Here is a 4,763-nt window from a genome sequence, read left to right as displayed (position 1 = left end):
TTTTTCACTTTTTCCACCTTTTTTTATTTTTATTTTTTTTTTTTTTTTTTTGGTTTTTTTTTTCCCCGGGGCCCCCCGGGGGGGGGGGGGGCGCGACCGTGCAGGTCGCGCCCCCGCCGTGGTGGTGGTGTCAGCTCAGTTACGGGAACAGGTCGCCCCGTTGAGCGAGAAGCTGGTCGGGGACGAGTACGACCCGCTCAGGCTGCCCTGGTAGCCGAAGCTCGCGGTGCCGCCGGGCGCGATCGACCCGTTGTGGCCCACGTTGCGGGCGGTCACCGCCGACCCGCTCTGGCTCACCGTGGCGTTCCACGCGTTGGTGACCGTCTGCCCGCTCGGCAGCGAGTAGTTGAGCGTCCAGCCGTTGATCGCGCTGGACCCGGTGTTGGTGACGAGCACGTCGGCGGTGAACCCGTTGTTCCACGAGTTCGCCGTGTACTTCACCGCGCAGCTCGCGCCACCGCTCGGCGGCGGGGTGGTCGGCGGCGGGTTGGTCGGGTTGCCGCCCCCGTTGACGTTCGCCGAGAACGACGTCACGGCCAGGCCGACGCCGCCCTGCCACGGCTCGAAACCGGCCTGGATGCTGGTCAGGTACCAGGAGTTGGTGATCGCGCCCCGGTTACGGGTGTCGTTGATGAAGTCCAGCACGCTGAAGTTCAGGATGGAGATCGCCGACTGCGCGACGTAGGAGATGACGTTGTTGGAGCCGTTGCTGCCCCGCCAGACCTCCCAGGTGCGGCCGGCGAGGTTGGTGGTGCCGACCACCGAGCCGATGGGCTGGATCGAGCCCTGCCGGTTGAGCCAGATCATGATCTCCATCTGGTTCACCCCGTCCCGCTTGGGCGACGGGTCCAGCCAGATGTCGTACGACGCGTTGTAGGTGGCGCCGCTGACGTACCGGTAGGAGATGCTGCTGGTGGCGCTGCTGATCTGGCTCACCTGCATCGGCAGGTTCGTGCCGGGGGAGCAGTTGGTGTAGTGACAACCGAAGAACGCCGAGGGGTACGCCGTGGGCGCCCCGTTGGTGGGGCTGCTGCCGTTCAGCGTGGTGATCTCGAAGCCGTTGTTGGTGACGTTGATGCACTGCTGGGCGGTGGTGCCCCAGCGGTTGTTCTGCACCACGTAGCGGCCCTGGATGGTGGTCGAGCCGTACTGCTCGCAGATCAGGGTGTCGGCGGAGGCGTTGCCGCCGAGGGCCACGGCCACCAGCGAACTGGCGACCAGCAACCCGGCGGCGGCCAGGGCCCGAAGTTGACGTTTCATGACGCTCCTTGACTCGGCGCGTGCCGGGCGCCGGATGTGGTGGGGGCAGTGCGGGAGCGCTCCCACGCTCAACGACACATTTACATGTCTGAAACTGTGGCGCAACCGTCCGAGTCGAACTGGTGAATTGTGAGGAATGCCATGGCCCGCCGGACGGCTGGCCACGGACGGCCAGCCAAGCGGCGCGGGTCGCCGACGGGCGGCGGGGTGCCGACCGATTGGGCCTGGTGTGCGCCGATCGCTCCGAGTAGCGTGTTGCCTCCAACGCGTGCCGCTCCCCCTCCGGAGGCGTACACCACCATGGGTGGCTCCCCCCTGCGCATCCTCGTCGTCGGCGCGGGCATCGCCGGCCTGGCCGTGGCCCGGGCGCTGCGCCTGGCGGGCTTCCGGCCCGATGTCACCGACAAGCTGCCACCGGGGGAGTCCACCGAGACCGGCCTCTACCTGCCCGGCAACGCCGCCCGCGCCCTGCACCGGCTCGACCTGCACGACCCGGTCCGGCCGGTCGGGCAGGTGATCCACCGGCAGCGGTTCTACGACGCCGCCGGCGCGCACCTCTGCGAGGTCGACCTCGACGCCCTCTGGGCCGGCGTCGGCGAGTGCCGGGCGCTACCCCGGGCCGACCTGCACCGGGTGCTGCTCAGCGGCGCCGGCGGCGCGGTCCGGCACGGCGCCGAGGTCCGCACCCTGGACCTGCTTCCCGGCGCGGTCGGCGTCACCTTCACCGACGGCACCACCACCGAGTACGACCTGGTCATCGGCGCCGACGGGCCACGCTCCTCGGTCCGTGCGCTGGCCGCGCTCGGCGGGCCGCCACGCCCGGTCGGGCAGGTGGTCTACCGGGCCGTCCTGCGCGACGGCCCGCCGGTCACCGAGTGGACCGCCCTGCTCGGCCAGCGCTCCGGGTTCCTGATGGTGCCGATCGGTGCCGGGCGGCTGCACCTCTACGCCGACGAGGCCGGCACCGAGGAGCCCGCCGACCCCCTCGCGCGGCTGCGGGACCTCTTCGCCGACTACCGCGGCCCGGTCCCCGAGGTGCTGGCGGCGCTCGGCGAGGTGCACGTCGGGATCACCGACGAGGTGGAGTTGGGCCGCTGGCACCGGGGGCGGGTGCTGCTTGTCGGCGACGCCGCGCACGCCACCGCGCCGACGCTGTCGCAGGGTGCGGCCATGGCGCTCGAGGACGCCGTGGTGCTTGCCGAGTCGCTGCGCGCCGCCAACAGCGTGGAGGCGGCGCTCGTGGCGTACGAGAGTCGTCGCCGCCCGCGTACCCGATGGGTGGCCGACCGGACCCGGGACCGCAACCGGACCAGGGACGTGCCGCCGGCGCTGCGCGACCCGCTGCTGCGCGGACGCGGCGACCGGATCTTCGGGGAGCACTACCGGCTCCTGCTCGGCCCGCTGTAGGCCCGTAGTAGATCGTGTCACGCCACCCCACGCGGCGCTGCGACCTGCCGGGGACTATCCTCCTTGCGGATGACGGCCCGCCGATAACCAGCGTGTGCCGAGCGGGACAACCGAGAACCGGAGGCCACTCGTGACCACCGTCGCACCCAAGCCGGTCGTGACCCGGCCCTGGCCGGTCCGGGAGCCGGTCAAGGGGTCGGCCATCGCGCGGCTGCTGCGAACCACGGACGCGAAGCAGATCGGGATCATGTACATGATCACCGCGTTCGTGTTCTTCATGATCGGTGGCCTGATGGCTCTGGTCATGCGGGCTGAGCTGGCCCGACCCGGGCTGCAGTTCCTGTCGCCCGAGCAGTACAACCAGCTCTTCACGATGCACGGCACGATCATGTTGCTGTTCTTCGCGACGCCGATCGTGTTCGCCTTCGCGAACTACATCGTGCCGATCCAGATCGGCGCGCCCGACGTCTCCTTCCCCCGACTGAACAGCTTCGCCTACTGGCTGTACCTGTTCGGCGGGACGATGGCGACCGCCGGGTTCATCACCCCGGGTGGCGCCGCCGACTTCGGCTGGTTCGCGTACGCGCCGCTGAGCAGCGTCGAGCACTCGCCCGGCGTCGGCGCCAACATGTGGATCATGGGTCTGGCCATCTCCGGCCTGGGCACCATCCTCGGCGCCGTCAACATGATCACCACCGTGCTGACGCTCCGCGCGCCCGGCATGACCATGTTCCGGATGCCGATCTTCACGTGGAACATCCTGGTCACCAGCCTCCTGGTGATCCTGGTCTTCCCGCTGCTGGCCGCCGCGCTGTTCGCGCTCGCCGCGGACCGCATCCTCGGCGCGCACGTGTACGACCCGGCAACCGGTGGGCCGATGCTCTGGCAGCACCTGTTCTGGTTCTTCGGGCACCCCGAGGTCTACATCGTGGCGTTGCCGTTCTTCGGCATCATCAGCGAGGTCATCCCGGTCTTCTCCCGCAAGCCGATCTTCGGCTACAAGGGTCTGGTCGCCGCGACCGTCGCGATCGCCGCGCTCTCCATGAGCGTCTGGGCGCACCACATGTTCGCCACCGGCCAGGTGCTGCTGCCGTTCTTCAGCTTCCTGAGCTACCTGATCGCCGTGCCGACCGGTATGAAGTTCTTCAACTGGATCGGCACCATGTGGCGGGGTCAGATCAGCTTCGAGACGCCCATGCTCTGGGCGGTCGGCTTCCTGGTCACCTTCCTCTTCGGTGGTCTCACCGGTGTGCTGCTGGCCAGCCCGCCGATCGACTTCCACGTGTCGGACTCGTACTTCGTGGTGGCGCACTTCCACTACGTGCTCTTCGGCACCATCGTGTTCGCGGTCTTCGCGGGCATCTACTTCTGGTTCCCGAAGATGTTCGGCCGGATGCTCGACGAGCGCCTGGGCAAGGTGCACTTCTGGCTTACCATGATCGGTTTCCACACCACGTTCCTGGTGCAGCACTGGCTCGGCAACGAGGGCATGCCTCGCCGGTACGCCGACTACCTGCCCACGGACGGCTTCACCACGCTGAACACGATCTCCACGATCGGCGCGTTCATCACCGGTATCTCGACGCTGCCGTTCATCTACAACTGCTGGAAGTCGTACAAGACCGGCCCGGTGGTCGAGGTGAACGACCCCTGGGGTCACGGCAACTCGCTGGAGTGGGCGACCAGCAGCCCGCCGCCGCTGCGCAACTTCGACAAGATGCCCCGCATCCGCTCGGAGCGGCCGGCGTTCGACGCGAAGTTCCCGGAGTTGGCGGCCGGCGGTCAGAGCCTGGCCGGCCCGCCGGAGGGTGGCGCCAAGCCGCTCACCAGCGAGTCGGACGGCGGCGCCAGCTACCGCGAGGACACCGCGAGCGACGTCGACAGGAACTGACGCCAAAGCTCAGCAGTACGACGGGCGCCGCCCCCGGGGACACCGGGAGCGGCGCCCGTAGCCATGTCCACCCCGCGCCACCGCGCGCCGCGCCCCACGCGCCCGCGCTGCGCCGACGCTTCTATAGGTGGGCCGGTTCCGGGAGGTTGGCATCGGTAGGGTTCGACGTCGGTGATCGACGAGTGACTCATGCAAGATCTGGCCG

Annotated in this window: 3 protein-coding genes; 2 read left to right on the top strand and 1 reads right to left on the bottom strand. The window is 68.9% G+C overall.

Annotation, left to right across the window (positions count from 1 at the left end):
* Window positions 1-135 precede the first annotated feature (135 nt).
* Window positions 136-1,260: a GH12 family glycosyl hydrolase domain-containing protein gene (locus ACWER9_RS31695; RefSeq protein ID WP_452305305.1), complete on the bottom strand. Its 1,125-nt coding sequence runs from the start codon at window positions 1,258-1,260 to the stop codon at window positions 136-138.
* A 300-nt stretch (window positions 1,261-1,560) separates the two neighbouring features.
* On the opposite strand from ACWER9_RS31695, the gene ACWER9_RS31690 reads away from it, so the two are divergent.
* Both ACWER9_RS31690 and ctaD read left to right on the top strand, forming a co-directional pair.
* A complete protein-coding gene (locus tag ACWER9_RS31690) occupies window positions 1,561-2,667 on the top strand; it encodes an FAD-dependent monooxygenase (RefSeq protein ID WP_452305304.1) in 1,107 nt (368 codons plus the stop codon).
* Window positions 2,668-2,797: 130 nt separating this feature from the next.
* Window positions 2,798-4,558: an aa3-type cytochrome oxidase subunit I gene (ctaD, locus tag ACWER9_RS31685; protein WP_452305303.1), complete on the top strand. Its 1,761-nt coding sequence runs from the start codon at window positions 2,798-2,800 to the stop codon at window positions 4,556-4,558.
* The last annotated feature ends 205 nt before the right edge of the window (window positions 4,559-4,763 follow it).

Source organism: Micromonospora sp. NPDC003944 (genome assembly GCF_053605225.1).
Note: the sequence above shows the minus strand (reverse complement) of the source record. Positions and strands in the feature narration are given on the sequence as shown.